This window comes from Microbacterium aurugineum, assembly GCF_023101205.1.
GTDB classification, from domain to species: domain Bacteria; phylum Actinomycetota; class Actinomycetes; order Actinomycetales; family Microbacteriaceae; genus Microbacterium; species Microbacterium aurugineum.
In genome coordinates, this window is the sequence record NZ_CP078078.1 from 1,760,336 (window position 1) to 1,786,111 (window position 25,776).

Sequence of the window (25,776 nt, forward strand, 5' to 3'; positions counted from 1 at the left end):
CGCGCGCTACTGCGCCGCGCGCTCGAGGATGAGCTCACGGACGCGCGCGGCATCCGCCTGGCCCTTCATCGCCTTCATGACCGCTCCGATGACCGCTCCGGCCGCCTGCACCTTGCCGTCCTTGATCTTCGCCATCACGTCGGGCTGTGCCGCCAGAGCTTCGTCGATCGCCGCGATCAGCGCGCCGTCATCAGACACAACCGCGAGCCCGCGGGCATCCACGACCTCCTGCGGAGTGCCCTCACCGGCGATGACGCCTTCGAGTACCTGGCGGGCGAGCTTGTCGGTGAGCGTACCCGCGTCAACGAGCCGCTGAAGAGCAGCGACGTTCTCCGGGCTGATCAGCGCGGTGGCGTCCTGGTCCTGGGTGTTGGCGATGCGAGTGATCTCACCGGTCCACCACTTGCGTGCAGTGGCGGGTGTCGCCCCCGCGGTGATCGTCGCCTCGACGACCTCGAGCAGGCCGCCGTTGCGGACGTCCTGGAACTCCAGATCGGTGAATCCCCATTCCGTCATCAGACGACGGCGGCGAGCCACCGGCTGCTCGGGAAGAGCCGCACGCAGCTTCTCGATCAGCTCGGCGGCCGGTTCCACGGGCAGCAGGTCAGGCTCCGGGAAGTACCGGTAATCATCGGCGTCCGACTTCGGGCGCCCTGGAGAGGTGGTCCCGGTGTCCTCGTGCCAGTGACGCGTCTCCTGGGTGATCGTGCCGCCGTCGGCGAGGATCTGCGCCTGGCGCTGGATCTCGTACCGCACGGCCCGCTCCACGGAGCGCATCGAGTTGACGTTCTTCGTCTCGGTGCGAGTGCCGAGCTCGTCGGTGCCACGTCGACGCAATGAGACGTTCGCGTCGCAACGCAGGTTGCCCCGCTCCAGTCGCGCTTCGGAGATGCCGAGGCCACGAACGATGTCGCGGATCGCCTGCACGTAGGCCTTGGCGACCTCCGGTGCACGGTGCTCGGTGTCGTAGATGATGTTCGTCACGATCTCGACCAGCGGGACACCCGCCCGGTTGTAGTCGACCAGCGAGTACTCGGCCCCCTGGATGCGTCCGGTCGCCCCACCCATGTGAGTGAGCTTGCCGGCGTCCTCCTCCATGTGCGCGCGCTCGATCGGGATCGTGATGAGCGTGCCGTCGTCGAGCTCGACCTCGACCGACCCGTCATAGGCGATCGGCTCGTCGTACTGCGAGATCTGGTAGTTCTTGCCGAGATCCGGGTAGAAGTAGTTCTTGCGGGCGAACCGGCTCGACTCCGCGATCGAGCAGCCGAGGGCGAGACCCAGGCTGATCGAGGAACGGATCGCCGTCTCGTTCACGACCGGCAGCGAGCCGGGGAGACCGAGATCCACGGGAGCGATGAGAGTGTTCGGTTCCGCGGCGTGGTAGGCCTCGTTGGCCGGGTTGGGCGCGTCGGAGAACATCTTCGTGTTCGTGTTGAGTTCGACGTGCACCTCGAAACCGAGGACCGGCTCGAACAGCTCGAGCGCCTTGTCGAAGTCCATGAGCTTGGCGGCGGCCATCAGCGGGTCCCTCCTGCGAGCTGGGGTGCGCGGGTGAGCAACGGAGCGCCCCACGAATCGACGAGCAACGTCTCCAACGCGGCGCCGACGCGATACAGGCGCGCGTCCTCACGCGCAGGAGCGATGAACTGGATGCCGACGGGCAGCCCGTCCTCGTCGGCGAGACCGCTCGGGATCGAGATGCCGGGGACGCCGGCGAGGTTGACCGGAATCGTGGTGATGTCGTTGAGGTACATCTGCAGCGGATCGTCGACCTTCTCGCCGATCTTGAACGCCGTGGTCGGAGCCGAGGGCGTCGCGATCACGTCCACCTCCGCAAAGGCGTTCGCGAAGTCCTGCTGGATGAGCGTGCGGACCTTCTGCGCACTCCCGTAGTAGGCGTCGTAATATCCGGCGGAGAGCGCGTACGTGCCGAGGATGATGCGGCGCTTCACCTCGTCGCCGAAACCGGCATCGCGCGTCGCGGACATCACATCCTCGACCGTGGGCGTGCCGTCGGGAGTCACACGCAGGCCGAAGCGCACGGAGTCGAACTTCGCCAGGTTGCTCGATGCCTCCGCCGGCAGGATGAGGTAATAAGCGGCCACGCCGTACTCGAAGTGCGGAGCACCGATCTCGACGATCTCCGCTCCCTGAGCCTCCATCATCGCGAGTGCGCTGCGGAACGACACTGCCACACCGGGCTGGAATCCACTGTCGGGCAGTTCACGGATGACGCCGACCTTGAGTCCCTTGAGGACGTCCCCTCGCGCGCCTTCGCGCGCCGCCTCGGCGAACGACGGCCATTCGTCACGCAGGGAGGTGGAATCCTTCGGGTCGTGCCCGGCGATCACATCGTGCAGCAGCCCCGAGTCGAGGACCGTTCTCGAGACCGGACCGACCTGGTCGAGGCTGGATGCGAGAGCGATCGCGCCGTAGCGGCTCACGCCGCCGTAGGTCGGCTTGACGCCCACGGTGCCGGTGACGTGCGCGGGCTGCCGGATCGAGCCACCGGTGTCCGAGCCCAGGGCCAGCGGTGCTTCGAAAGCCGCCACCGCCGCGGCCGAGCCGCCGCCCGAGCCGCCCGGGATGCGGTCGAGGTCCCACGGATTGCGGGTGGGGCCGTATGCCGAGTGCTCGGTGGACGATCCCATCGCGAACTCGTCCATGTTGGTCTTGCCCAGCGGCACCAGTCCCGCCGCCCGCGAACGGGCGACGACGGTCGCGTCGTACGGCGAGCGGTATCCCTCGAGGATGCGCGAACCACTGGTGGTGGGCTGATCGGTCGTGACCAGGACATCCTTGATGGCCAGCGGCACACCGGCCAGCGGGCCGAGAGTCTCACCCGCGGCACGACGGGCATCGATCGCCGCCGCGGCCTCGAGGGCACCCTCGTTGACATGCAGGAACGCGTGGACGTCGCCGTCGACCGCGGTGATGCGATCGAGATGGGCCTGCGTCGCTTCGACGCTCGACACCTCGCCCGCGACCAGCTTCGCGGCGAGATCGGCCGCGTTCAGTCCGATGATGTCGCTCACTGCTCTTCTCCCAGGATCGCGGTGACGCGGAAACGGCCGTCGGCGGCGTCCGGCGCATTCTGCAGTACCTGCTCGTGCGTGAGCGTCTGTCCGACGACGTCGGGACGGAACACGTTGCTCAGCGGGATCGGGTGGCTCGTCGCGACGATGTCAGCGGTGGCGACCTCCGACACCTTGGCGATGTTGTCGACGATGGCGTCGAGCTGGCCCGTGAGCCGCGTCACCTCGTCGTCGTTCAGCTGGATGCGCGCGAGCACGCCGAGATGGCGTACAAGATCAGGGGTGATTTCAGACACCCCTTCAGTCTAGTTGGCGCGTTCCCCGGTCCTCCGTCCCGACGAGCGACTCGACATATGCTGGGCGGGTGAGCACGTTCCAGCCCCCTCGCCCGTGGATCGCCAGCTACGCCGCAGGCGTCCCGGAAGACCTGCCTCCCGTCGACGGATCTCTCGTGGACATCGTCACCGCGTCGGCCCGCGACTACCCGGACGCACCCGCCCTCCAGTTCTTCGGGCGGGAGACGACATATGCGCAGCTGCAGACCGCGATCGACCGCGCCGCGACGGGACTGCGCGACCTGGGCGTCCGCGCCGGCGACCCGGTCGCGATCGTGCTGCCCAACTGCCCGCAGCACATCATCGCGTTCTACGCCGTCCTCCGTCTCGGTGCTGTGGTCGTCGAACATAACCCCCTCTACACGCCGCGAGAGTTGCGCAAGCAGTTCGAGGACCACGGTGCGAAGCACGCGATCGTGTGGAACAAGGTCGTCTCCACCGTGCAGGAGTTCCCCGCGGATCTTGCCGTGACGAACCTCATCGCCGTCGATGTGACGAGGGCCATGCCATTCCTCACCCGCGTCGCTCTGCGACTTCCCGTGGCGAAGGCGCGCGAATCCCGTGCAGCGTTGACCGAGAAGGTCCGCGGGGCGGTCGCCTGGGAGACGTTGCTCGCGGCGGCTCCGATCCCGGAATCGCATCCGAGACCGGGAACCGACGACCTCGCGATCATCCAGTACACCTCCGGCACGACCGGGACGCCGAAGGGCGCAGCCCTCACCCATCGCAACCTGCTCGCGAACGCCGGCCAGGCGCAAGCCTGGGTTCCGTCGATCGAACGCGGGAACGGCTGCGTCGTCTACGCCGTGCTGCCGATGTTCCACGCCTACGGCCTCACCCTGTGTCTCACGTTCGCGATGTCGATGGGTGCACGACTCGTTCTCTTCCCGAAGTTCGATCCCGACCTCGTCCTCGACGTCGTCAAGAAGCACCCCGCGACCTTCCTGCCGCTCGTGCCGCCGATCGCCGACCGTCTTCTCGCTGCGGCAAAGGCGAAGGACGTGTCGCTCGACGGCATAGAGGTCGCGATCTCCGGCGCGATGGCACTGCCGCATGAGCTGGTGGTCCCCTTCGAAGAGGCGACCAACGGCTACCTCGTCGAGGGCTACGGGCTCAGCGAGTGCTCGCCCGTCCTCATGGCGAACCCGGTCGCCGACAACCGTGTGCCCGGCACCGTCGGGCTCCCCCTCCCGGGGACGGAGTGTCGCGTCGTCGACCCGGAGAACCCCCGCCACGACGTCGAGGCCGGGGCGGCCGGCGAACTCGTCGTGCGCGGGCCGCAGGTCTTCTCGGGCTACTACGGCAAGCCCGAGGAGACCGAAGCCGTCTTCGTCGACGGGTGGTACCGCACGGGCGACATCGTCACGATCGACGACGCCGGCTTCGTACGGATCGTCGATCGGATCAAGGAACTCATCATCACGGGTGGCTTCAACGTCGCTCCCACCGAGGTCGAGAACGTCCTGCGCCAGCACCCGAAGGTCGCCGATGCAGCGGTCGTCGGTCTGCCGAGCGAGCATTCGGGCGAAGAGGTCGTCGCTGCGATCGTCGTGGACCCCGGAACCGATATCGATGTCGAAGAGATCCGTGACTTCGCGCGCAGCATCTTGACTCCGTACAAGGTGCCCCGTCGCGTCTTCGTGGTCGACGAACTGCCCAAGTCCCTGATCGGAAAGGTGCTCCGACGCCAGGTGAAGGAGCGGCTGCTCTCACTGACCACCGGCGTCTGAGGCCGCCCTCACAGGCGCCGAGCATCGCGGCGCGCTACCCTTGGGAAGTGACCCCTGAAGATGCAGTGCTGACCGACGCCCCCGAGGACTCCCCCGCGACCCCCGGATTCGAGGAGCTCGGCATCACCGGGCCCGTCCTCAAAGCCATCAAGGATCTCGGCTATGAGACCCCGTCGCCCATCCAGGCGGCCACCATTCCCACGCTCCTGGCCGGACGCGATGTCGTCGGGATGGCGCAGACCGGAACCGGAAAGACCGCGGCCTTCGCGCTTCCCGTCCTCGAGCGCCTCGACGTCTCGCAGAAGACCCCGCAAGCACTCGTGCTCGCGCCCACCCGCGAACTCGCGCTCCAGGTCTGCGAGGCCTTCGAGTCCTACGCCTCCAAGATGAAGGGCGTCCACGTCCTCCCCGTCTACGGCGGACAGGGCTACGGTGTTCAGCTGTCGGCGCTGCGTCGCGGCGTCCACGTCATCGTCGGCACGCCCGGCCGCATCATGGACCACCTCGCGAAGGGCACTCTCGACCTGTCCCAGCTCCAGTACCTCGTGCTCGACGAAGCCGACGAGATGCTGAAGATGGGCTTCGCCGAAGACGTGGAGCAGATCCTCGCGCAGACTCCCGAAGAGAAGCAGGTCGCCCTGTTCTCGGCGACGATGCCCCCGCAGATCCGCCGCCTCGCGCAGAAGTATCTGCGTGAGCCGGAAGAGATCAGCATCAAGTCCAAGACCGCCACCGGCACCAACATCACCCAGCGTTACCTCGTGGTGTCTTATGCGCAGAAGGTCGACGCTCTCACCCGGATCCTCGAAGTCGAGAACTTCGACGGGATGATCGTCTTCGTCCGCACCAAGAACGAGACCGAGACGCTCGCCGAGAAGCTCCGCGCCCGCGGCTACTCCGCGGCAGCGATCAACGGCGATGTCCCCCAGGTGCAGCGTGAGCGCAGCGTGAACCAGCTCAAGGACGGCAAGCTCGACATCCTCGTCGCCACCGACGTGGCTGCGCGCGGGCTCGACGTCGAGCGCATCAGCCACGTCGTGAACTTCGACATCCCCACCGACACCGAGTCGTACGTGCACCGCATCGGTCGCACGGGTCGGGCGGGACGCTCAGGCGACGCCATCAGCTTCATCACACCGCGTGAGCGCTACCTGCTCAAGCACATCGAGAAGGCGACCCGTCAGCAGCCGACCCAGATGCAGCTGCCGAGCACGGAGGACGTGAACACCACGCGTCTGAACCGCTTCGACGACGCGATCACCACCGCGCTCTCGGAGACCGGACGGATCGAGGCGTTCCGCGACATCGTCGCCCACTACGTCCGCCACCACGATGTGCCGGAGGGAGACGTGGCCGCCGCCCTGGCCGTCGTCGCTCAGGGCGACAAGCCACTGCTCCTGGACCCCGCGAACGATCCTCTCTCGAAGGCGGTCGAGGCCGACAACCGTCCGCCTCGGGAGCGCAGCGCCCGCGACTCGCGTGAGCCGCGCACCGAACGCCGTAGCCGCGGCGACTATGCGGCGTACCGCATCGAGGTCGGACGCCGTCACCGTGTCGAACCCCGCCAGATCGTCGGCGCCCTCGCGAACGAAGGCGGGCTGGGTCGAGATGATTTCGGAGCCATCAACATCCGCCCCGATTTCTCGATCGTCGAGCTGCCTTCCAATCTCGACCCCGCCGTCCTGGAGAAGCTCCGCGACACGCGTATCTCCGGTCGCCTGATCGAGATCAAGCCCGATCGTGGCCCCGGGGGCGCTCGGCGCACTGCTCCGCGCGACGGTGGCAAGTTCGAACGACGCGACCGCGACGACCGTCCGGCACGCGACAACCGCGACGAGAAGCCGTACCGCAAGCCCCGTCACAAGAGCTGACGCGTCGTCGCGCGCGGTGCGGGCTAACTGTGTTGTCCAGGCAGGTTGTTGAGCCTGGCGTAGGGCGTGTCGTTGATCGCTGAGTGGTGGCGGTGCTGGTTGTAGAAGTGCAGCCAGTCCGGCAGTGCGTCACGGCGGGCCGTGACTGCCCGTTCGAGGACGCCGATCGCAGTGATGGCTTTCTCATCGGAATGGATCTCGGCATAGGCGACGCGAGAGTGGCCATCGAGGACGGTATGGACGAACGCGGTGCCGAGGCGGGGTTCTGACCGACTGTTGCGCTGCCCGGTGCGGCGGGCGGTGGCCTGACGGTTCCAGTCGCCTTGCTGTTTGCCGACGAAGCGCCATCCGCCGCCGACGGGGATGTTGCCGAACTTCGTGACATCAACGTGGATCAGCGACGCCGGACGGTCGTGCTCGTAACGTCGCAAGGGTTCGCCCGACACCCGGCCGATACGGGAGAGGCGATTCACGTGGCATCGGACGTGCACCGCGTGAACCGTGGAGGCGGGGATACCGAGGCGGGCTGCGATCTGGGCAGGGCCGAGGCGCTGCCGCCAACGCAATGCGATGATCTTCCGCTTCATGTGCTCGCTTGTCCGATGCGGGATGCCGTGCGGGCGGCTGGACCGATCCTTCATCCCCGTCGCGCCCTCGGCGCGATACCGGTCTGCCCATTTGCGGGCGGGGACCGGAGACACCATGAACAGCTTCGCGACGTGGCTGACGGGATGCTTGCCGTCGACGATCATGCGTGCGAGTCGAAGCCGAGTGCGTGGCGTAAGAACAGCGTTGACGTGGGACATGAGGAACAACTCCAAGAGACAGCGCGCGGTCGGCGATGCAGAATCACGTCCAACCCGCGCAGAGACAGGGTTCAGAGCGGGCCGAGCACGCGTTTGGGGTCGGCATCGAGTGCGAGGGTCTCGAGCACCTCGAGGAGTTGCCGTTCCTCGTAACGGAAGTGGCTCTCCATGATCGCGGCGATCCCTTCCAGGTGCCGGGCGAGCTCGACCGGTGTTGCCGATGCGTCCACCGACGACTGCAACCCGCTCACAAGGTGAGCGATCATCGAGTGATCCTGCTGCAGATACCGCAACGTGTCCCGCAGTTCCGGGTGCGCGGCCGCGATCGCGGGGAACAGCTCGCGATCCTCGCCCTCGTGATGTCCGGTCAGTGCCGTGCAGAACCCATGGCAGAACAACAGCAGCTCACGCCCCGCGACCTCGGGAGATCGTCCCTGTGCGGCGGAGTCCTGCGCGACCCGCAGCGCCTGACGGAGCCGGTCATGCACCTGCCGCAGTTCGGCTGCCCAGGCGACCAAGCGCGCGCGCTCCCCCTCGAATGGCGGGACGGACGGCGAGCTGAGTCGCTGCAGTATCACCACGGGAATCACCCGCGACGTGCTCGCCTGATAGTCACCGAATTCCGGATCCTGCTCGACGACCTGCGCGAACAGCCGGTCGCGCTCTATGCCTGACGGAATCGACGCGAGTGCGTCGAATGACTCCGCTCCGACTTTGACGCTCACCTGGGGACGCGCGCGGACGTTCGCAAGCCATGCGGGGTGCCGTGGCCCGCCCATCGCCGATGCGACGACGGCGCGCATCCCGTTCAGCTCGAAGTACGCCAACGGTGTCGTGCGGCGGATGCCCGTGCGCGCGCCGGTCGTCGTGAGCAGAGCGAGGGTGAACCCCTCGAACTTGCCGCCGACGCGGCCGGCGTTCGCACGGAACTCGTCGATGACACCGCGATTGAACGCGTTGACAGCAGTGCTGTCGGTTTCGCCGTTCCGGGCTCCTGGCCCGGTGTTCTCGCCCTCAGTCACGAGAGGGCGAAGGGGTCGACATCATCTGTCGTCCTCCTTCATATCCCACGCCTCCATGCCTGACACGGACTGCCAACGACACGCGACGTTGGCATCAAGCTAACACCATCTGACGATGTCACCAAGGTCGCGAGGGACGGATCGACTCAAGGGAACAACCTCCCTGGACATCACAGCTAACCCGTTCCGCGCGCAAGCTGCGCCGCCACGTCGATCAACCGTTCCGGATGCTCGAGCAGTGCACGCTGTTCGGGGTGCGCGATGAGATGGGCGATCAGGCGGTGCGCCCCCGCGACGCTCGGAGCCCAGTATCCGCCGACATGATGGCGACTCAACAGCACGGTGGTGTTCTCACCATCGACCGTGAGGGTCGCGGTACCGTCCTCAGGTTCGACTCCGGGGTCGCTCAGCATCGCCGCGGTCACGGCACCGAGCACCAGCGTGCCGACCAGACCCGGCAGACGAAACCTGGTGGTCGGCACGTCGAGCACGACCCGTTCGACGCTCGCCCACGGCAGGATGCTTCGGCTCTCGACACCCGCCCGGATCATCACCGCCTCCGGCGTCAGCCGAAGATGATGGCGGCCGGGATCGCCGACGGCCAGCGCATCCGGGACGACGATCAGCGGACCGTACCGCTTCACGAACCCTCGCTTGCGGGAGGAAGCGCCTCCGGCCCTTCCGTCACCAGCACGTGGAACTGGGCTGCGTCGAGAATCCGGAGTCCGAGCTCTTCGGCCTTCGCCAGCTTCGACCCGGCACCCGGCCCGGCAGCGACGAAGTCCGTCTTCTTCGAGACGCTGGATGCCGCCTTGCCCCCCGCCTTGATGATGGCCTCCTGAGCGCCCTCCCGGGTGTATCCGTCGAGCGAGCCGGTGGCGACGATGGTCAGGCCTTCCAGGACGCCGCCGGCGGGAACCGCACCACCCGGACCGGGGTGACCGGGCGTCGACCACTGCACACCGGCGTCCGCCCACTGCTGCACGATCTCCTGGTGCCAGTCGATCTCGAACCAGTCGAGGACCGAATCCGCGATGATCCCCCCGACCCCCTCCACGGCGGCGAGCTCGTCGCGCGTCGCAGCGCGGATCGCGTCGAGAGAACCGAACCACTGGGCGAGTGCGCGCGCCGCGACCGGCCCGACGTGACGGATGTTCAGCGACACGAGCAGACGCCACAAGTCCTTCGTCTTCGCCTTTTCGAGCTCAGCGAGGAGCGTCAACGCCTGCGAGGAGGGCTGCGGCCCCTCGAGACCGGACTTCCTCTCAGCCGGGGTCGGATTCCTGCGGAAGGGCGCACGCGTCTTGACGACCCCGTCGTCATCCTCCTTCGGAAGCCCGGTCTCGGCATCGCGCACGAAGAGTTCGATCGGCACGAGTTGTTCGAGGGTGAGGGCGAACAGGCCCGCCTCCGTCTCGAGAGGCGGGATCGCCGGTGAGGTCGGCTGCGTCAACGCGGCTGCGGTGACCTCACCGAGAGCTTCGACATCGAGTGCCCCGCGTGAGCCGATGTGCTCGACGCGACCGCGGACCTGTGCGGGGCAGGAACGGGCGTTCGGGCACCTCAGGTCGATGTCGCCCTCCTTCATCGCCCGAAGAGGTGTGCCGCACTCGGGGCATTCGACGGGCATCACGAACTCGCGCTCCGTGCCGTCTCGTCTCTCGACCACGGGTCCGAGGACCTCGGGGATGACATCACCGGCTTTGCGCAGCACGACGGTATCGCCGATCAGCACGCCCTTGGCTTTGACCACGTCCTTGTTGTGCAGCGTGGCCTGACGCACCACGGAACCGGCGACGTGCGCCGGCGCCATGACGGCGAAGGGGGTCGCACGACCTGTACGACCGACCGAGACCACGATGTCGAGCAGCGTGGTCTGCACCTCTTCCGGCGGGTACTTGTAGGCGATCGCCCACCTCGGCGCACGACTCGTGGCTCCGAGTTCAGCGTGCAGCTCGAGCTCGTCGACCTTGACCACGATGCCGTCGAGCTCATGCTCGATGTCGTGCCGATGCTCGCCGAAGTACTCGACGAACGCGACGACGTCGTCGATCGTGCCGCAGACCTTCGTGTGCGGGCTCGTCGGCAGGCCCCATCCGGCGAGCACTTCGTACACCTCGCTCTGCGCTGCGACGGGAGGATTCGTCCACGCGCCGATACCGTGCACGTAGAGCGACAGGGACTCGATGCGTAGAAGTCCCGCTTCGAGCTCGAGCCCGTTCTTCTTGTCGATCTGCTGACGGAGCCCTCCACTGGCCGCGTTCCGTGGATTCGCGAAGGACGGGAAGCGTCGCGCGGCGGCGGTGCGCGCCTTCTCTTCGTCGAAGGGCTTCTTGACCCCGCTCCGCGCTTCCCACTTCGCGAGAGCATCGGCGTAGGCGCGATCGCGGTAGCTCGCCTGCGCGGCATTGAGGCGTTCGAAGGCCGCGACCGGGATGAACACCTCACCGCGCACCTCGACGATCTCGGGGTGTCCCTCGCCGCTCAGACGATACGGGATCTCCGGGAGACGCAGGGCGTTCTCGGTGACGACCTCCCCCACTCGTCCATCACCACGCGTCGCCGCGGAGGTCAGGACTCCGTTCTCGTACCGGAGGTTGATCGCGAGGCCATCGATCTTCAGTTCGGTGAGCCATGCGACGCGACGGCCGGCCGCGGCTTCGGTCTTCGCCGCCCAGTCCCTCAGCTCGTCGACGGAGAACACGTTGTCGAGGCTGAGCATGCGCTCGGCGTGCTCGATGGTCGCGAGGCCTGTGGCCTCGGCGGCGCCGACCATCTGCGTGGGCGAGTCCTGCCCCTGAAGCTCGGGATGAAGCCTCTCGAGTTCTTCGAGCCGGTGCATCCACCCGTCATACGTGAAATCGTCGACGAGCGAGGTGTCTCGGCCGTAGTAGGCCTCTTTCGCATCGAGAATGCGGGTGGTCAGCTCCTCGGCTTCGGTTCGGGCGTCTTCCAGCGAGATGTTCTCCGGCACCTCGACAGTCTATGAGTGGGCACCGACACCGGAAACGTCTACGCGCCGACCGGAACGGCCGAGACCGTGGTGTCGATCGTGAACTGTCCGAGAACGCGGGTGCCGACATACAGCACCGCCGTCTGCCCCGGCGCCACCCCGTCGAGCGGAACGTCCGGGACGACGCGGACGCCGGTGTCCGAAACCGTGGCCCGCGCAGGGACCGGTTCCGCGTGAGCGCGGATCTGGACGTGGCATTCGAACGCGGATTCGGTGGGTGCGGCGCCCGCCCAGCTGAAGCGCTCCCCCGCGATCTCCGCGATCGCCAACGCTTCCTTCGGACCGACGACGACCGTGTTCGACACCGGCCGGACCTCGAGGACGAACCGAGGCTTGCCGTCCGGGGCGGGGATGCCGAGCTTGAGTCCGCGACGCTGTCCTACCGTGAATGCGTGGGCGCCCTCGTGCGATCCGACGACCTCACCACTGCGATCGACGATCTCGCCCGTGGCGGTGCCGACCTTCTCCGCCAGCCAGCCGCGGGTGTCGCCGTCGGGGATGAAGCAGATGTCATGGCTGTCAGGCTTCTGCGCGACGCTCAGCCCACGCGACTCCGCCTCCGCGCGCACGATCGCCTTCGACGGCGTCGTGCCGAGCGGGAAGTATGTGTGAGCGAGTTGCTCGGAGGTCAAGACGCCCAGCACATACGACTGATCCTTGGCGTTGTCCGAGGCACGGTGCAGCTCCAGCCCCTGCTCGCCGTCGATGAGTGTGGCGTAGTGGCCCGTGCACACGGCGTCGAACCCGAGCTCGATGGCTCTTTCCAGAAGCGCGGCGAACTTGATCTTCTCGTTGCAACGCATGCAGGGGTTGGGCGTGCGGCCCGCCTGATACTCCGCGATGAAGTCCCCGATCACGTCGTCGCGGAAGCGCTCCGAGAAGTCCCAGACGTAGAAGGGGATGCCGAGCACGTCGGCGGCCCGGCGTGCATCGAGAGCGTCTTCGATCGTGCAGCATCCACGGCTACCGGTTCGCAGCGTGCCCCCGGCGCGGGAGAGAGCCAGATGCACACCGACGACGTCGTGTCCCGCCTCCACAGCCCTGGCGGCTGCAACGGCGGAATCGACTCCACCGCTCATCGCCGCAAGTATCCGCATGAGAACAGTCTACGAGCGTGTGCCTGTGCCGGCGCCGGATGCGCGGGCATAGGCATCGGCGATGACGGCGAGTACCGCATCGACATCCGCGGCCGTCGACGTGCGCCCCAGGGAGAACCGCAGCACACTGCGCGCCTCCCGCTCGCTCCGCCCCATCGCCATCACGACGTGTGAGGGCTCGGCCACCCCTGCCTGACACGCGGATCCTGTGGATGCGGCGACCCCGGCCACGTCGAGAAGGAACAGCAGGCTCTCCCCCACGGCACCGGGGAAGAGCACGTGCGCGTTGCCGGGCAGACGCTCGATCGGGTCGCCGAGGAGCACGGCGGAGGGCACAGCGGAGCGGATTCCCGTGATGAGGCGGTCGCGGAGACCGGCCAATCGTGCTGCCTCCTGTTCGCGCTCGGTCTCGGCGAGTTCGACCGCGGTGGCGAACGCCGCAGCTCCGGGGACGTCTTGCGTCCCGGCCCGGAGCCCGCGTTGCTGGGCACCACCGCGCAACAGTGCCGTGATCCGTGCGGTGCGCGCAGCGACGAGGACTCCGACTCCCACGGGCGCGCCGATCTTGTGGCCGGCCAGGCTCATCGCCACGAGTCCGACACCGTCGGCGACGTCGCCACGCATCGAGCGGAACGACACCGGAACATGGCCGAGCGCGGCCACGGCGTCGAGGTGCAGCGGCACGCGGGCGATCGCCGCATAGCGGGCCAGCATCGCGGCCGGGTTGATCGTGCCCGCTTCGTTGTTCGCGACGAGGGCCGTCGCGAGGGCGGCACCGGGAAGGCGTGCGGCGAAGACCTCGGGGTCTATCCGCGCGTGGGCGGTGACCGGCACCCGACGCAACTCGGCGCCGTCGTCGAGGAGAGCGGAGACGGTGTCCATCGTGGCGTGGTGCTCCGCCTCCGGCATCACGACCGCCGCTGTCCCGGTCGGGCGGGATCGCCACATCCCCTGCAGTGCCAGATTGATCGATTCGGTACCACCCGAAGTGAACACGATCTCGATGGGATCGGCGCCCAACACCGCGGCGACACGCTCGCGCGACTCCTCGAGCAGACGCCGGGCGTCCTGTCCTGCCCCATGTGTCGACGACGCGTTGCCCACGGTCTCGGAGGCATCCAGCCACGCGGCGCGCGCCTCCGGGCGCAGAGGCGTGGTCGCCGCATGATCGAGATAGTGCCGCATCCTTCGATTCTCTCGCGAATCGGCCTCGGTCGGGGCGTGTGGGCGTGGAACCCGGTACGCCCGGAGATGAGACGGCGACACATCGCCTCTAGTGTGTACTCATGCCCGTGTCCCCTGCCCTCGCCGTGCCCGGCGGCTCCACTCTCGACCACCTCGGTGTCCGTCTCCATGACGGCGTCGGCACGCTGCGCGTCTGGTCGCAGAACGCCTCCTCCGTCGAGCTCGTGGTGTTCGACGCCACCGACCTCGACTGGGCGACGGATGAGCTGGAACTCGAGCGCCGCCCCGGCGGTGTCTGGGAGATCACGACGGAGCTGTTGCAGCCCGGCGTGCGGTACGCCATCCGGGTCGGAGGGCCGCACGGGCCCGGGAACACCTTCAACCCGGAGACCCTCCTCCTCGACCCCTACGCCCGCGGCCTCGCTCAGGGCGACGGCTACGAGGAGTGGCGCTCGGTCGTGATCGTCGACGGCTTCGACTGGGGCGACTCGCAGAAGCCCCGGGTGCCCCTGGATCGCACGGTCATCTACGAGGGCCACCTCAAAGGGCTCACCAAGCGTCACCCCGACGTTCCTCCTGCTCTGCACGGCACCTACGCCGGTCTCGCGCACCCCGCGATGATCGAGTACTTCCACTCGCTCGGGATCACGTCGATCGAGCTTCTGCCCGTGCATGCCTTCGTGCCGGAGCCCCGCCTGCTCGAGCGTGGCCTCACCAATTACTGGGGCTACAACACCCTGAACTTCTTCACCCCGCACACGGCCTATGCCACCGAGGAGGCCCGCAAGGAGGGCCCCGAGGCCGTGCTCGCCGAGTTCAAGGGCATGGTCAGGCTGCTGCATGAAGCCGGTCTCGAGGTGATCCTCGACGTCGTCTACAACCACACGTCGGAAGAAGGCATCGGCGGTCCCCGCTCGAGTCTGCGCGGCATCGACAACGCTTCCTACTACCGACAGGACGAGTCCGGGGTCTACATCGACACCACGGGGTGCGGGAACACTCTGAACACGGCCACCGACGCCGGTGCGAGGCTCGTGCTCGATTCCCTCCGCTACTGGGCGCAGGAGATGCAGATCGACGGCTTCCGCTTCGACCTCGCGACCGCGATCGCGCGGGACGGCACGCACACCTACACACCCGATCATCCGCTCCTCGCAGCCATCGCGAACGACCCGATCCTGGCGGACACCAAGCTCATCGCCGAGCCGTGGGACGTCGGACTCGGCGGCTGGCAGACGGGGCACTTCCCGACCGGCTGGCAGGAATGGAACGACCGCTACCGTGACCGCGTGCGCAACTTCTGGCTGAGCGACATCGACTACGCGCGTCGCGCCTCAGCACCGGTGGGGATCGGCGGGTTCGCGACGCGGCTCGCCGGCTCCTCGAACACGTTCAGCGAGGAGCGCGGTCCCCTCGCCAGCGTGAACTTCATCACCGCGCACGACGGTTTCACCCTGCACGACCTCGTCTCCTATGACGTGAAGCACAACGAGGCCAACGGGGAGCACAACCGCGACGGCGCCGACATGAACCGCGCGTTCAACCACGGGATCGAAGGCCCGACGGACGACCCGACGATCCTGGCCGCACGGCGCAAGGCCATGCGCAACCTCCTGGGGACGCTCCTGCTGTCCGCGGGCGTGCCGATGCTCACGGCCGGTGACGAGGTCGGACGCACACAGCGCGGCAACAACAACGCCTACGCGCAGGACTCCGCCCTCACGTGGCTCGGGTGGGAGTTCGAACCGTGGCAGGAGGATCTGCGCGCGCATGTCTCCCGCCTGACCCGGCTGCGGCAGGAGAACCCCGCGCTCCGTCCCAGTCGCTATGCCCGACTGGGTGAACACATCCCGAACGCCTCCGTCATGGACTGGTACGACCAGAACGGCGAGACGATGGAGCAGAGCCAATGGGCGGATCCCGGCAACCGCACCCTGCAGTACGTCGCGGCATCCACTCCTGACGCCGAGGCGTACAACCGCATCCTGCTCATCGTGCACGGAACCGAGTCACCGATCGACGTGCGTCTCCCGGAGGAGATCGAGGATGCGACGCGCTTCGTCTCGTTGTGGTCGAGTGCGCAGGAGCGTCCCTCCGACGACGAGGAGGTCTTCGCCCCCGGAGACGTCCTGCCCGTATCGGGCACGTCGATGAGGCTGTTCCGGGTCGAATGACACCCGGCTCCGACGCACCTCACGGCGCGCTACCCGCGATCACGTCCGCGCGGTAGATTCGGGATGTGGCTGCACGTGCTGGTACTCGGTCCTCGGCTCTCCGGAGCCCCGCTCAGATCCCGGCGCGCGCGCCCGGGCACGTAGACCTCCCCGGTGCGTTGCGTACGACCCGGCTCCCGCTGCTCGACCCCTCGCCCGCAGTCCCCGGTGGTTTTCCCGCCAAGGCCTTCGTCGGCGAAGTCGTCCCCTTCCACGTGGTGTCCTTCCGCGAGGGCCACGACATCATCGGTGTGCATCTCCGCCTCACGTCGCCCTCCGGAGAAGAGACGCTCCACAGACTCTCCCCTCGTCACGACGGCACCGACACCTGGTCAGCAGACGTCGCGCTCGACGAGCAGGGCACCTGGCACTACCGCTTCGAGGCGTTCGCCGATGACTTCGCGACCTGGGCCCACGCGGCAGCGTTGAAGGTCGCCGCGGGCGTCGACGTCCCCGTGATGGCGGCCCTGGGCGCCGAACTGCTCGCGCGCGCCGCCACGGAGAAGGACCGCCCGGCCGCGCAGCGACGACGGCTGCTCACAGACGCCGAGTCACTGCGGAGCGGCGACGGCGCGGTGACCGCGGCCCTCGCCGCGGACCCCCAGCTGACGGAGATCTTCCGCGCCCGGCCTGTCACGGCGATCCGCTCCGCCACCCCCGAGCAGAGTCTCGTCGTCGATCGGCCGGCCGCAGGAGTCGGTGCCTGGTACGAGTTCTTCCCGCGCTCCGAAGGCGCCAAGCGGTTGAAGGACGGGACGGTACGGAGCGGGACGTTCCGCACAGCGACGAAGCGCCTCCCGGAAGTCGCGGCGATGGGCTTCGACGTGGTCTACCTCGTACCGATCCACCCGATCGGCATCACGAACCGGAAGGGACGCAACAACACCCTCACGGCGGAGCAGGGCGACCCGGGATCGCCGTATGCCATCGGTGCGGAAGAGGGCGGCCACGACGCGATCCACCCCGACCTCGGCACTCTCGCGGACTTCCGGGCCTTCGTCCGCGCCGCGCGGAAGGAGGACCTCGAGATCGCGCTCGACCTCGCGCTGCAGGCCTCCCCCGATCACCCCTGGGTCAGGGAGCACCCGGAGTGGTTCACCACGCTGCCCGACGGCAGCATCGCGTACGCGGAGAACCCGCCGAAGAAGTACCAGGACATCTACCCGCTCAACTTCGACAACGACCCTGCGGGGATCTCGGCGGAGATGCTCCGGGTGGTTCAGCACTGGGTCGCGCAGGGGGTGAAGATCTTCCGGGTCGACAACCCGCACACCAAGCCTCTGCAGTTCTGGGAGTGGCTGATCGCGGAGGTCAACGCGGTCGACCCTGACGTGATCTTCCTCGCGGAGGCGTTCACCCGTCCCGCGGTGATGCGCGCCCTCGCCGCTGTGGGGTTCCAGCAGAGCTACAGCTACTTCACCTGGCGGAACACGAAAGCGGAGCTCGAGGAGTTCCTCACCTCGGTCTCACACGAGACCGCCGACTACATGCGCCCGAACCTTTTTGTGAACACCCATGACATCCTGACCGAGTATCTGCAGTTCGGCGGTCGGGCCGCCTACCGGGTCCGTGCCTGCATCGCGGCCACGGCAGGACCGGTCTACGGCGTGTACGCCGGCTACGAGCTCTTCGAGAACGTCGCCCGCCCGGGTTCCGAGGAGAACATCGACAACGAGAAGTACGAGTACAAGTTCCGCGACTGGAACGGGGCCGAGGCTCGCGGGGAGTCGCTCGCGCCGTTGCTGCGCAGGCTCAACGAGATCCGCGCCGCCCACCCGGCGCTGCGTCAGCTCCGCAACTTCTCGACCCACTGGAGCGATGACGACGCCGTCCTCGTCTACAGCAAGCACCTCGAGGCGCCGTTCACCGGGAGCGGGCACGCGGACACGATCATCGTGGTCGCCAACGTCGACCCGCATTCGGTACGGGAGACCACCGTCCACCTCGACACGACCCGGTGGGGTGTTCCCCTCGGCCACCCGTTCGAGGTCGAGGACCTCCTCACCGGCGCGATCTGGACCTGGAGCGACCACAACTACGTACGACTCGACGCCTTCGCCGAGCCGGTCCACATCCTGAAGGTGAGGGAGCGATCATGAGCTACGCGGAAGACGTCGCCGCATCCACCGAATGGGAGGCGGTCTCGTCGGCCACCCACCATGATCCGCATTCCGTGCTCGGTGCACATGCCCACCAGGACGCCGCCGACCGGACGGTGACCGTCATCCGCGTCCGACGCCCTCTCGCGTCGGAGGTCGCCGCCGTCTTCGATGATGGAACCAGACTCGAACTCTCCCACGCCGCGCACGGCATCTGGGAGGGGCAGCACGTCGGTCCCCCTCTCCCCTACCGGGTCGCGACGCGCTACGCCGATCACGCGGAAACCGTCGTGGGCGATCCTTATCGGCACCGTCCCACCCTCGGCGACCTCGACCTGCATCTGATCGCCGAGGGGCGTCACGAACGCCTCTGGGAGGCGCTGGGGGCGCACCCCCGGACCTCGGAGGGCGAGCCGGGCGTCTCCTTCGCCGTCTGGGCGCCCAACGCCACCGCGTTGCGCGTGGTGGGTGACCACAACGACTGGAACGGCGAAGCCCACGCGATGCGTTCGATGGGGGTGAGTGGAGTCTGGGAGCTCTTCATCCCGGACCTGTCGGTCGGCACCCGGTACAAGTACCAGATCCGTACGCGTGACGGGGCATGGATCCTCAAGGCCGACCCCATGGCGCTCGCCGCCGAAGTTCCTCCGGACACGGCCTCCGTGGTGACTTCCTCGTCCTATGCCTGGTCCGACGGTGCGTGGATGACCCGGCGTGCGGCAACGCATGCCGTCGCGCAGCCACTCTCGATCTACGAGCTCCACGTCGGGTCCTGGCGTTCCGGACTCGGGTATCGCGAGCTCGCGGGTCCGCTGATCGACCATGTGACGGCGGCAGGGTTCACCCATGTCGAGTTCATGCCTCTGGCCGAGCATCCGTTCGGCGGCTCGTGGGGCTACCAGGTGAGCGGGTACTACGCGCCGACGAGCCGGTTCGGCAGCCCCGACGATCTGCGCTACCTGATCGATCGTCTGCATCAGGCCGGTATCGGCGTCATCATGGACTGGGTGCCGGGGCACTTCCCGAAGGACGCGTTCGCCCTCGCCCGCTTCGACGGTCAGCCGCTGTACGAGCACCCCGATCCGCGCCGCGGCGAACACCAGGACTGGGGAACGCTCATCTTCGACTACGGACGCCCCGAGGTCCGAGGATTCCTGGTCGCCAACGCTCTCTACTGGCTCAGAGAGTTCCACGTCGACGGGCTGCGGGTCGACGCGGTCGCTTCGATGCTCTATCTCGACTACTCCCGCGAGGCCGGCCAATGGGAGCCCAACATCCACGGCGGACGCGAGAACCTCGAAGCGATCCGGTTCCTGCAGGAGGTCAACGCCACCGCCTACCGCCTGCATCCGGGGATCATGATGATCGCCGAGGAATCAACCAGCTTCCCGGGCGTCACCGCCCCCACCGATCACGCGGGGCTCGGGTTCGGCTTCAAGTGGAACATGGGGTGGATGAACGACTCGCTCCAGTACATCTCACGTGATCCCATGTACCGCTCGCATCATGAGGGCGAGATGACGTTCTCGTTCGTCTATGCCTTCGGCGAGAACTACCTGCTGCCAATCAGCCACGACGAGGTCGTGCACGGCAAGGGGAGCCTGCTCACGAAGATGCCGGGCGATCACTGGCACAAGCTCGCCAACACCCGCGCGTACCTCGCATACATGTGGGGGCACCCGGGCAAGAATCTCCTGTTCATGGGACAGGAGTTCGGTCAGCTCGCCGAGTGGTCGGAGAGTCGCGAACTCGATTGGTGGCTTCTCGACCAGCCCTCGCATCTGCAGTTGCAGGATTTCGTGGGCGCGATGAACCGGACCTATCGCGCACAGGCACCGCTCTGGGCGCGGGACAACGACGGGTCCTCCTTCCATCGACTCGGTGCGCCGAACTGGAATCCGTCCGTGATCGCGTTCGAGCGGCGCGACGACCACGGAGGACGCTTGGTCGTCGTCAGCAACTTCGCCGGCGTCGAGCACGCCGGCTATCGCCTCGAGCTCCCCCGGGAAGGGGTGTGGCAGGAGGTGCTCAATACAGACGCCGCCGAGTACGGCGGCCGAGGCTCGGGAAACCTCGGCATGGTCTTCGCGAGCGCGGATGAGGGCGCCGCTCCCACCGCGGCGGTGACACTCCCCGCGCTCTCGACGCTCTGGCTGCGCCATCAGCCCGAGCCGCACGTGCCCACCGTGAGTCACGGGTGACAGTGCACCCGACCGGTTCCCGTCTTCCCTAGAAGAGCAGCGAAGAGAGCCGGTTGCGGGCGGAGACGACGCGCGGGTCGGCTGCCCCGATGAGTCCGAACAACTCGACCAGGCGCTCCCTGACAGGAGTGCGCTCATCGGAGGGCAGCTGCGCGAAGAGGTCGAGCAGTCGACCGAACGCATCGTCGACGTGGCCTCCCGAAAGGTCGAGATCCGCGACATCGAACTGCGCCTGGACATCGAGCGGACGCTCGGCGGCGGCCGCACGGGCCACCTGCAGATCGAGCCCCTGGACGCGATCGAGAAGGCGCACCTGTCCCAGTCCGGCGAGGGCTTCCTCGTCGCGCGGGTTCTCGGCCAGTGCCTTCTCGTACGCGCGGATCGCGGCGGCGTAGTCCCCAACCTCGATCGCGGCGAAGGCCTCGGCGTGCAGCGGCGGAAGCTCCGGCTCCTCCGGTGCACTCGGTGCGTCAGCAGCCGCCGTCTCCTCGACCGCGAGAGTGCCGGTGACACCGTTCTGTGCGGCGACCTGCAAGAGCTGGGCAAAGACCTCTCGCACCTGCTGCTCCGGCACCGCACCGGTGAACATTGGCACGGGCTGGCCGGCGATCAACGCGACCACCATCGGAATCGACTGCGCCCGGAAGCTCTGCGCGAGCTGCGGGTTCGCATCGACATCGACCTTCGCCAACAGGACGCGACCGCCGAGTTCGCGGGTCACCTTCTCGATGATCGGGCTGAGCTGCTTGCACGGACCGCACCACTCCGCCCACAGGTCGACGACGACCGGCACCGTGCGCGAGAGCTCGAGGATCTGGCCGAACGTCTCATCAGTGGCGTCGACCACGACGTCGACGACGCCGGGCGTGGCCGTGCTCTCGGACGGCGACGCCGGCCGGTTGCGGAGGCTCGAAAGGTCCACCGCGCCACGCAGCGCGGCCGGGGAGATTTCACTCACTTGATCACCTTCACGGAGAGGAGGTCCTGGTGGACTGCCAGGAGTCGGATCTGTTCCGTCGATCCCTGTGCGGGGACCGAGAAGAACAGCTGGAACTCGTACGTCGTCTCGACGCCCTTCGCGGACTCGGTCGCCCCCGTCAGCGCCTTCGCCTCGGCGTTGTCACCGAATCGGATCACCACATCCGACGACGTCGGAGTCACGGTCTCCTTGTCGGTGAGAGACACGGCGACGATCGCACCACTATCGAGAGTGGTCATCGAGATGGGCTCGGCTGTCGTCGGGGACATGTCGAAGGCTGCCTTCGACGTCTCTGACGCCCCCTTGTCGGCGAGGTTCTTCACGACGGCCTGCCTGCTGTCGGTGATCGAGCTCGCGAGATTCAACGCGAGGTCGTCGAAGAGACCGTAGTACTCGCTCTTCTCCCCGGCATCGACGACATCGGCGAAAGCCGGAGCGAGCTCAGCCGGTGGAAGCGTCAGGAAGGCGGAGTCGGACGGCACGAGGGAGGTGCCGAGCCAGGTGGCTGCGACGTCGGGGAACACAGCGTCCGCCGACATCTCCGCCATGTTGCTGATCCGGTAGTTCGACCACGGATCCGCCTGCGTCATCATGAGGAGGACCGGGGGCACGGTGTCGTCACCGGTGCTCTTCGACAGCATGAGGACCGTGCGGGGCCAGCGGTCGGTGGCCTCGGGGAGCACCACCTCGAAGTCGTCGGTCGGGATGGCTGCGGGTAGCGCCATGTCCGCGATCTTCGACCGCAATGCATACTCCGTGGTCCGCGCGGCGAGTGCGGGGCCGTCGAGACGAGTGGTCGCGAGGTCGAGGTCGAGCGCGGAGTCCGCTTCGGCGACGGTCTCGGACGCGGACTGCAGGATGCGCTTGGCCTGCGACTCCGTCACAGCGGGCGGCTTCTGGTTCTCGGGGGCGATCACCGTCGGGCTCGGCGACGGAGACGCCGAAGCGCCGTCGAACTGGGGCCAGGAGTCCGCCGAGCATCCGGCAGCGAGGACGGCCGTCAGACCGAGTGCCGGGAGTGCCAGCATCCGACGCCGCCGCATCGGGCGCGCCGCTCGCATGGCGTTCTTCGAGTCGCTTCCCTTGTGATCGTCCACGATCTCCGCATCTTCGGTCCCGTCGTCCGATGCTCCGTCGACGGAAGTCTGAGATTCCGATGTATCGTTCCCGGCTTCGAGTGCTGCGCGCTCCGCGGGCGGAAGCGCGGCGACGTCGATCGGCTCGGTCGCCGGAAGCGGGCCGGGACCCTTGCGACGAGGGCCGCGTCCTCGCCGCTGATGGCGGATCCCCAGCACGTACAGGATGAGTCCGATCAGCAGCACGATGCCACCGGCGACCATCAGCGGCCCTGCCAGAGGCGTCTTCGTGTCCAACGGCCAGGAGACCGTGATCTGGTCGGGCGCGTCGAGCGTGCCGTCGTAGGCGATCAACGTGCTCGTTCCCTCGGGCAACTGGATCTTGTCGACGGTGAGGAGGTTCTCATCCTCGAAGGAGTCCAGCCACAGGTCGGACCCTCGCGGGTCGCGGCCTACGGGTTCCTCGGTAGCCCCATCGCCCGCGTCCTCACCGGCGTCCGTCGAATCCGAGTCTTCGGGTGCCGTGACGTGCTCGACCGACAACTCGCCCTCGTCGTCCACCGTCACCCGGTTGTAGTCGGAGTCAGCCAGCCAGGCCTCCATGTCGGCGGTCCGACCGTAACTGCTGAAGATGTCTCCCTGGCCGCGGACGATCAGCTTCTGCGCACCCGGGTTCGTCCGCAGGACGTCGCCATCCAGCAGCACGAACGGTGCGGGCTCATCGATCTCGACCTGCGTCTGCTGCGAGTCGGGCCCCATGAATATGGTGCGCTGGGCGATACCCGCCCCGATCAGCACCGCGGCCAGCACGAAGGCCACCACGGCCCATACGAAACGCACGAATAGTCTCCTCACGCATCACCGGCATCTGCCCGCGACGCAACACTCGACATTTCAGACTAGCGAAATCAGCTGTGTGTTGCCCACGAGGAGGTGCAGTGCGGGCAGGAAACGGCACGTCGCCCGCTGCTCGAGGCTCCCGCTCGGTAGCCTTGCTGCAGCCGTTTCGAGGAGTCCACAGATGAAGATCCACAATCCCTTCCGCACCGCGCTGGTGGCGACCCTCGGAGTGGGGTTGGGGATCCTGCTGATCAGCAGCGTGCAGACGCTCTCCACGGTGCTCCTCTACGTCGGCACCGCGCTCTTCCTCAGCCTGGGCCTGGATCCGCTGGTCTCGTTCCTCGAACGCCGCAAACTCCCCCGGTGGCTCGCCGTGCTGGTGACCATCGTCGCTGTCCTCGCCGTGTTCAGTGGGATCGTCCTGATCATCCTCCCGGTGCTGGTGGACCAGATCTCTCAGCTCATCGCACAGATCTCGGCGATCGTCTCACGCGGGAACCTGATCCCCGATCTCAAGGAGTGGATGCAGGCCACGTTCCCCAACCTGCTCGTCGATGACGTCTTCACCTACGTGACGGAATGGCTCACGACGAACCTGGCCGAGATCGGCGGCTCGATCGGTCAAGGGGTCCTCGTCGCGAGCGGCGCCGTCCTCAGTGGACTCTTCGGGGCGTTCATCGTGCTCATCCTGACGATCTACCTGACCGCGTCGACCCCCTCCCTCAAGCGCGCCGTCTACCAGCTCGCCCCGGCCTCGAAGCGCGATCGGTTCATCGACCTCTCCGAGCAGATCACCGACTCGGTCGGCTACTACGTGATGGGCCAGGTCTCCCAGGGTGTGCTCAACGGCGTCCTGAGCGCCATCTTCCTCTCCATCATCAATGCGCCGTTCCCCACGGTCCTCGCGATCATCGCGTTCTTCTTCTCGCTGATCCCGCTCGTCGGCACCCTGACGGGCTCGACGATCATCGTGCTCGTATGTCTCATCCCCGGACTCGGCTCGCCGGGAATCGCGATCGCCGCTGCCATCTACTACTTGATCTACATGCAGATCGAGGCGTACGTGATCTCCCCGCGCATCATGAGTCGTGCGGTCTCCGTTCCGGGCGCCGTCGTGGTCGTCGCCGCACTCGCCGGAGGAAGCCTGCTCGGGCTGCTGGGGGCGCTCATCGCGATCCCCGTCGCCGCGAGCATCCTGATCATCTACCGTCAGGTGCTCATCCCCCGCATGAACGAGCTCTGAGGCGAGGCGGAGGGCTCAGTCGGCCTCGGGCCAGTGCGTCGCCAGCGGGAGCGCGGACGGGTTCACCGCCGCCACGATCTCGGTGAGCACACGCCGGGTCTGCGTCTCCCCGACCCACAGATGCTTGCCGCCGTCCACGGCGATCAGATTCGCGTGCGGGATCGACGCGAACCGTTCACGTGCCTCGTCCGGACGCAGGTAGTCGTCGAGTTCCGGCACCAGGATCACCACGGGCACGTCGACCGCACCCCAGGCAGCGACTTCCGCGTCCGTCGCGCGGTGCAAGGGCGGGGAGAGCAGGATGATGCCGGCGATGTCATGGTCGCGACCGTACTTGAGGGCGAGCTCCGTACCGAACGACCATCCGACGAGCCAGGGATTCGGCAAGGCGCGGTCACGGACGAAATCCATCGCCGCCGCCACGTCGAACTGCTCGGCGGCACCACCGTCGAACGCGCCATCGCTGGTCCCGCGCGGCGATGTCGTTCCGCGGGTGTTGAAGCGCAGGACCGCGAGGTCGGCAAGAGCAGGCAGGCGCGCCGCTGACTTACGGATGATGTGGGAGTCCATGAAGCCGCCCGCGGTGGGCAACGGGTGCAGCGTCACGAGCGTCGCCACCGGTGCGGTCTCCTGCGGCACGGCGAGCTCGCCGACGAGCGTGAGCCCGTCCGCGGTCGTCAGCTCGATGTCCTCGCGCTGCGCCGGAAGCTCCAACGGTCCTCGGATCTCCATGCTCACGCCATCCTCCAGCAGTGTGTGTGCCAATGTCTACGCGCGGCGAGGTCCGCCGCGTCGCCCAGCACTCCGTCGGCACGCCAGGTCACGAGGTGCGCCGTGCCGATCACGATCTGTCCACCGCAGCCCGGGCACACGTACGCCTTCTGTGCCTGCACGGCAGAGACCGGCTGCACGGTCCACTCCGTGCCGCGGCGCGTCTCGGTGCGCTTCCAGCCGGCGAGCAACCTGTCGAACGCGTCCTCGGGTTCCGGGCGCGCCGGAGGGCGTCTGCGTGAGCGTGGCATGGCGCC

19 protein-coding genes are annotated in these 25,776 nt (G+C 67.5%); 6 read left to right on the forward strand and 13 right to left on the reverse strand.

Features of this window, described 5'->3' with window-relative positions; genetic code table 11:
* Window positions 1-6 precede the first annotated feature (6 nt).
* From gatB to gatC, 3 genes are read right to left on the reverse strand one after another with little or no spacing between them, the layout of a single operon-like run.
* A complete protein-coding gene (gatB, locus tag KV397_RS08600; RefSeq protein WP_261812627.1) occupies window positions 7-1,521 on the reverse strand; it encodes an Asp-tRNA(Asn)/Glu-tRNA(Gln) amidotransferase subunit GatB in 1,515 nt (504 codons plus the stop codon).
* Entirely contained in the window at window positions 1,521-3,038 is a 1,518-nt protein-coding gene (gene gatA, locus KV397_RS08605) for an Asp-tRNA(Asn)/Glu-tRNA(Gln) amidotransferase subunit GatA (RefSeq protein ID WP_261812628.1), read from the reverse strand. The genes gatB and gatA overlap by 1 nt, the downstream gene beginning before the upstream one ends.
* On the reverse strand, window positions 3,035-3,334 hold the full coding sequence (gatC, locus tag KV397_RS08610; RefSeq protein ID WP_047523335.1) for an Asp-tRNA(Asn)/Glu-tRNA(Gln) amidotransferase subunit GatC: 300 nt from the start codon (window positions 3,332-3,334) through the stop codon (window positions 3,035-3,037). Before gatC ends, gatA begins: the two co-directional genes overlap by 4 nt.
* A gap of 68 nt (window positions 3,335-3,402) precedes the next feature.
* Between gatC and KV397_RS08615 the strand changes: the two genes are divergently transcribed.
* Window positions 3,403-5,103 (forward strand): long-chain-fatty-acid--CoA ligase, encoded by a 1,701-nt coding sequence (locus KV397_RS08615; RefSeq protein ID WP_261812629.1) that lies wholly within the window; start codon window positions 3,403-3,405, stop codon window positions 5,101-5,103.
* Window positions 5,104-5,150: 47 nt separating this feature from the next.
* The gene (locus KV397_RS08620; RefSeq protein WP_372492636.1) at window positions 5,151-6,974 is read left to right on the forward strand and encodes a DEAD/DEAH box helicase; all 1,824 of its coding nucleotides are present in this window, start codon (window positions 5,151-5,153) and stop codon (window positions 6,972-6,974) included.
* 23 nt (window positions 6,975-6,997) lie between these two features.
* Here KV397_RS08620 and KV397_RS08625 read toward each other — a convergent pair whose 3' ends face one another.
* The 6 genes from KV397_RS08625 to KV397_RS08650 all read right to left on the reverse strand — a co-directional run bounded on the left by KV397_RS08625 (window position 6,998) and on the right by KV397_RS08650 (window position 14,097).
* On the reverse strand, window positions 6,998-7,780 hold the full coding sequence (locus KV397_RS08625; RefSeq protein ID WP_261812630.1) for a helix-turn-helix domain-containing protein: 783 nt from the start codon (window positions 7,778-7,780) through the stop codon (window positions 6,998-7,000).
* A gap of 71 nt (window positions 7,781-7,851) precedes the next feature.
* Entirely contained in the window at window positions 7,852-8,802 is a 951-nt protein-coding gene (locus KV397_RS08630) for a nitroreductase/quinone reductase family protein (RefSeq protein WP_131490968.1), read from the reverse strand.
* 176 nt (window positions 8,803-8,978) lie between these two features.
* Complete coding sequence (locus KV397_RS08635; protein WP_131490967.1) at window positions 8,979-9,446, reverse strand: hypothetical protein; 468 nt, start codon at window positions 9,444-9,446, stop codon at window positions 8,979-8,981.
* Window positions 9,443-11,776 (reverse strand): NAD-dependent DNA ligase LigA, encoded by a 2,334-nt coding sequence (gene ligA / locus KV397_RS08640; protein ID WP_261812631.1) that lies wholly within the window; start codon window positions 11,774-11,776, stop codon window positions 9,443-9,445. Before ligA ends, KV397_RS08635 begins: the two co-directional genes overlap by 4 nt.
* Window positions 11,777-11,814: 38 nt before the next feature.
* Window positions 11,815-12,912: a tRNA 2-thiouridine(34) synthase MnmA gene (mnmA, locus tag KV397_RS08645; protein ID WP_261812632.1), complete on the reverse strand. Its 1,098-nt coding sequence runs from the start codon at window positions 12,910-12,912 to the stop codon at window positions 11,815-11,817.
* Window positions 12,913-12,921: 9 nt separating this feature from the next.
* The gene (locus tag KV397_RS08650; RefSeq protein ID WP_131490964.1) at window positions 12,922-14,097 is read right to left on the reverse strand and encodes a cysteine desulfurase family protein; all 1,176 of its coding nucleotides are present in this window, start codon (window positions 14,095-14,097) and stop codon (window positions 12,922-12,924) included.
* 101 nt (window positions 14,098-14,198) lie between these two features.
* On the opposite strand from KV397_RS08650, the gene glgX reads away from it, so the two are divergent.
* From glgX to glgB, 3 genes are all read left to right on the forward strand, one after another.
* Window positions 14,199-16,271: a glycogen debranching protein GlgX gene (glgX, locus tag KV397_RS08655; RefSeq protein ID WP_261812633.1), complete on the forward strand. Its 2,073-nt coding sequence runs from the start codon at window positions 14,199-14,201 to the stop codon at window positions 16,269-16,271.
* Window positions 16,272-16,336: 65 nt separating this feature from the next.
* On the forward strand, window positions 16,337-18,409 hold the full coding sequence (locus tag KV397_RS08660; RefSeq protein WP_407665292.1) for an alpha-1,4-glucan--maltose-1-phosphate maltosyltransferase: 2,073 nt from the start codon (window positions 16,337-16,339) through the stop codon (window positions 18,407-18,409).
* A complete protein-coding gene (gene glgB, locus KV397_RS08665; protein WP_261812634.1) occupies window positions 18,406-20,610 on the forward strand; it encodes a 1,4-alpha-glucan branching protein GlgB in 2,205 nt (734 codons plus the stop codon). The genes KV397_RS08660 and glgB overlap by 4 nt, the downstream gene beginning before the upstream one ends.
* A 28-nt stretch (window positions 20,611-20,638) precedes the next feature.
* On the opposite strand, the gene KV397_RS08670 is transcribed toward glgB, so the two are convergent.
* Window positions 20,639-21,568 (reverse strand): tetratricopeptide repeat protein, encoded by a 930-nt coding sequence (locus KV397_RS08670; protein WP_261812635.1) that lies wholly within the window; start codon window positions 21,566-21,568, stop codon window positions 20,639-20,641.
* On the reverse strand, window positions 21,565-23,505 hold the full coding sequence (locus tag KV397_RS08675; protein ID WP_261812636.1) for a glycosyl transferase: 1,941 nt from the start codon (window positions 23,503-23,505) through the stop codon (window positions 21,565-21,567). Before KV397_RS08675 ends, KV397_RS08670 begins: the two co-directional genes overlap by 4 nt.
* Window positions 23,506-23,686: 181 nt before the next feature.
* On the opposite strand from KV397_RS08675, the gene KV397_RS08680 reads away from it, so the two are divergent.
* A complete protein-coding gene (locus KV397_RS08680; RefSeq protein WP_047523349.1) occupies window positions 23,687-24,748 on the forward strand; it encodes an AI-2E family transporter in 1,062 nt (353 codons plus the stop codon).
* Between the two features lie 15 nt (window positions 24,749-24,763).
* Here the strand turns inward: KV397_RS08680 and KV397_RS08685 are convergent, their stop codons facing one another.
* Window positions 24,764-25,480 (reverse strand): alpha/beta hydrolase, encoded by a 717-nt coding sequence (locus KV397_RS08685; RefSeq protein ID WP_047523351.1) that lies wholly within the window; start codon window positions 25,478-25,480, stop codon window positions 24,764-24,766.
* A 2-nt stretch (window positions 25,481-25,482) separates the two neighbouring features.
* Entirely contained in the window at window positions 25,483-25,770 is a 288-nt protein-coding gene (locus tag KV397_RS08690; RefSeq protein ID WP_153244010.1) for a hypothetical protein, read from the reverse strand.
* Window positions 25,771-25,776: the final 6 nt, after the last annotated feature.